At 69.0% G+C, this 2,990-nt stretch carries 3 protein-coding genes; 1 reads left to right on the top strand and 2 read right to left on the bottom strand.

The genetic code is table 11. The features are described 5' to 3' along the window. On the bottom strand, positions 1-795 hold a 795-nt coding region (locus G6028_RS16595), incomplete at its 3' end, for a PspA/IM30 family protein (protein WP_241730848.1). Positions 796-860: 65 nt separating this feature from the next. Continuing rightward, positions 861-2,312, bottom strand: a complete 1,452-nt coding sequence (locus tag G6028_RS16590) for a hypothetical protein (RefSeq protein ID WP_182659527.1) — start codon at positions 2,310-2,312, stop codon at positions 861-863. A 429-nt stretch (positions 2,313-2,741) separates the two neighbouring features. Here G6028_RS16590 and G6028_RS16585 point away from each other — a divergent pair. Beyond that, a partial coding sequence (locus G6028_RS16585; protein ID WP_206685756.1) for a hypothetical protein occupies positions 2,742-2,990 on the top strand: 249 nt, incomplete at its 3' end.

Raw genomic sequence — 2,990 nt, 5'->3', positions numbered from 1 at the left:
GGCGCCCTCGGTCAGCTGCCGGTCGGTGGCGCCACCCGCCCCGGCGCCCTCGACGGCGGTGCCGCCACCGCTCAGCCCCATGGACGCCCGGATCTGCTCGAGCTTGCTCCTGCCCTCCGACTCGCGGGTGAACGCGGCGGCGTCGAGCTGCGCGCTGGACGGGGACCCCGTGGCCTCCGCGAGCTCCTGCTTGCCGAGCGCCGTGGTGTAGCGGCCCTCGATCTTGGCGCGGATCTCGTCGAACGTGGGCGAGTTGCCGCCGCCGACCCCCTCCAGCGAGGACATGGAATCGACGGTCCGGTGCTGCATCTCCGCCTGGGTGGCCTGGAGCAGGAGCTGGTCCTCCTGGGCGAGAGTCTCGCGCAGTCGCTGGTCGGACTCCCTGACCGCCTGCTTGGCCTGCTCGGCGGCCTGCACCGCCTGGCCGTGTAGCTGCTTGGTGTTCTCGAGGTCCTGCTCCAGGGTGACCATCCGGCCGGCCAGCTGCTCGGCCTGCGCGTCGAACTGGGCGGCGCGGGCGGTGTCCCCCTCGGCACGCGCCGACTCGGCCACCTGGAGGGTCTGCCGGATCTGGCCCTGCACCTCGTCGAGCTGCCGGGACTTGGTGCCCATGGCGATCTCGAGCTGCTTGGCGTTGCCGATCACGGCGGCTGCCTGGTCCGTCACCGACTTGTGCTGCTGGCGGGCGTTGTCCATGGCCTGGCGGACGAGGATCTTGGGGTCCGCGTTGTCGTCGACCTTCTTGTCGAGCGAGGCCTTGAGGTAGTTCCAGCTCTTGGAGAACGGGTTCGGCATGGCGGGGTCCTTACTCTGTCGGCACCGGCGGGCCCCGGACCGGCAGATCGGTCCGGGGCGTGTTCCTACCTCTTGACGGTACCGAGCAGTGCGGCCACGGGCAGCGCGGTCCGCGGCAGGTAGGGCTGGCGCCACAACCCTCCCGAGGCCGCCCCGTGGGACTCGTGCTCCCACTGCACCCCGACGTCCGGCCGTCCCACGTTGAGGTCGTGGACCAACAGCGCGGCGAGCAGAGCCGACGAGGTGGCGGGTTCGAAGATCTCGATGCCGAACGCGTGCGCCCCCTTGTAGGTGGCGGCGAGGATCTTGTTCTTGGTGACCGAGCGGGTGTCGGTGGCGGGGGCGACGTTGACGGAGACGGTGTGGCCGTCCGCGAACGCGGTGGTGGCGCGCCAGCGCTGGACCCGCTTGGCGAGCGTGTAGTTGGGACCCTGCTGGGGGACCAGCGCATCGTGTACGGCCGGACCGTGCCCCTTCTCGTAGTTGCGGTGGAAGACCTTCTGTCCGGTCAGAGCGCCGACGATCTTCTTGACGTCGGTGGCCTTGCGCGCCGCGAGTGCCGCGTCCGAAGCCCGGCGGACGTCGGCGGGGACCACGAACGTGTCCATGGGGGTGGCGAGGTAGGCCAGGGCGTCGGCGGTTCCGTCCTTCAACAGGTCGACGACGAGGGCGTCGGCCGCAGACGAGAGCTGGACGTGGGTTCCGCCATCCGCGTAGAAGTAGCTGCCCACCGTGAGCGGGGCCGGGGCCGCTGACCGGGCCCAGGCGGCAAGCTCGGGGAGCTGGGTGAGCAGGTCGATGCCCGGCCGGCCGTCCGCGTCCGTGGGGAAGTGGAGCCTGCCCGCGAATCCTGCTGCCTGCTCGCGGAACCGGTCCCACACCGGGCTCGAGGGCAGGTCGACGCCCAGGACGTCGGCGCCCCAGCGCAACAACCGGGCGGCGGGCCCCATCTCGGAACCAAGGCCGAGCACGAGCATCGCGCGGCCCGGCAGTGAGAGCCACTCAGGGTTGTCCTGCACCAACCTGAGAGCGTCCGCGCAGCTCGGCTCGATCACCCCCGCGTCGACCCACGTGTCCAGCCGGGCGCGCAGCATCGCACCGGACAGTTCCTCGCCGCGGTAGGGGATGGACAGTTCCGTGGCGGGGGCCGCCGTGCCGTGGACCGTCTCGGTCCCCGGGGTGGATCGGGAGGGGACGACGGCGAGGTAGTCCGTCATCGGGGTCTCGACCATCTGGCCGTCGACCTCGTGGACGCCGACCATCCTGGACTGCAGCGAGTCGAGAGCCGCGCGGGCCACCCCGTCCCACGCGGCGGCATCGGCGACGCCCGCACTGACCAGTTCGGTGAAGGGCTGGATGTATCCCTTGCGCCAGTCCTTGATCTTGTGGACCCGGTCTCCCGCTGCCGGGTCCACGGTGGCGAGTGCGTCGGCGACGACCTGCTTGGCCAGCCGCCCGGACGAGCGGTTCCCGGCGGAATCGGTGGGGAACTGAACCCCGCTGCTGTTCGGTGTCATGGCGCTCCTGGATCGGGGACAGATTTATCCGAGGTTAGCCTCACATTCGGCCACGTGGGACCCTGTCGGGTGCCTTGCCGACGGCGAGTCCGCAGAATTCTGGTGAGAAGTGATCAATGTCACTAATAGAGGCCCCGCCGAACAATCTATAATCAAAAGCTCACTTATTAAGGTTCACATAAGTCGAGGTAGTCGCAGGGGCGGCGCCCTTCAGCAGCAATCATCGTCCGGACCACGGAGTCTGGGTGTAATCGCGCGGCTGGGTATTACCTGTGCCTAAACGAGACTTCTTGTAACAAGTCCAGAAAATTGCTCGATAGGGTGATGACACGATCCGACGGTGAGCGCCCCAGGGTGGCACGCCGGACCGGGCGACTAGGGGGTAACCCGGGTCGCTGGGTCGTCACCAACAACAGGAAGGCAATTCCTATGAAGAACTCCAAGCGGATGATGGCCGTCATCGCCGCCTCCGGACTCGCGCTCGGCACGATGCCGGGCGTCGCCAACGCTCAGAGTGTCGAGCTCGGCCTCGGCCTCGGTGCGGCCCTCGGCTCCGGCGAGCTCGCCCTCGACCTCGGTGCGGCTCTCGGTTCCACCATGCCGGAACCTCTGCCGACCCCGGGAACGGGTTCTGCTGCTCTGCAGGGTCTGTCGTCGGATCTGCCGGGTAGCTCGGAT

The organism is Dietzia cercidiphylli, assembly GCF_014145145.1.
GTDB lineage: Bacteria > Actinomycetota > Actinomycetes > Mycobacteriales > Mycobacteriaceae > Dietzia > Dietzia natronolimnaea.
Note: the sequence above shows the minus strand (reverse complement) of the source record. Positions and strands in the feature narration are given on the sequence as shown.

Bases quoted from the DNA above. Each gene is read 5' to 3' on its own strand.
- G6028_RS16590 (WP_182659527.1), bottom strand. From the start codon at position 2,312: ATGACACCGAACAGCAGCGGGGTTCAGTTCCCCACCGATTCCGCCGGG.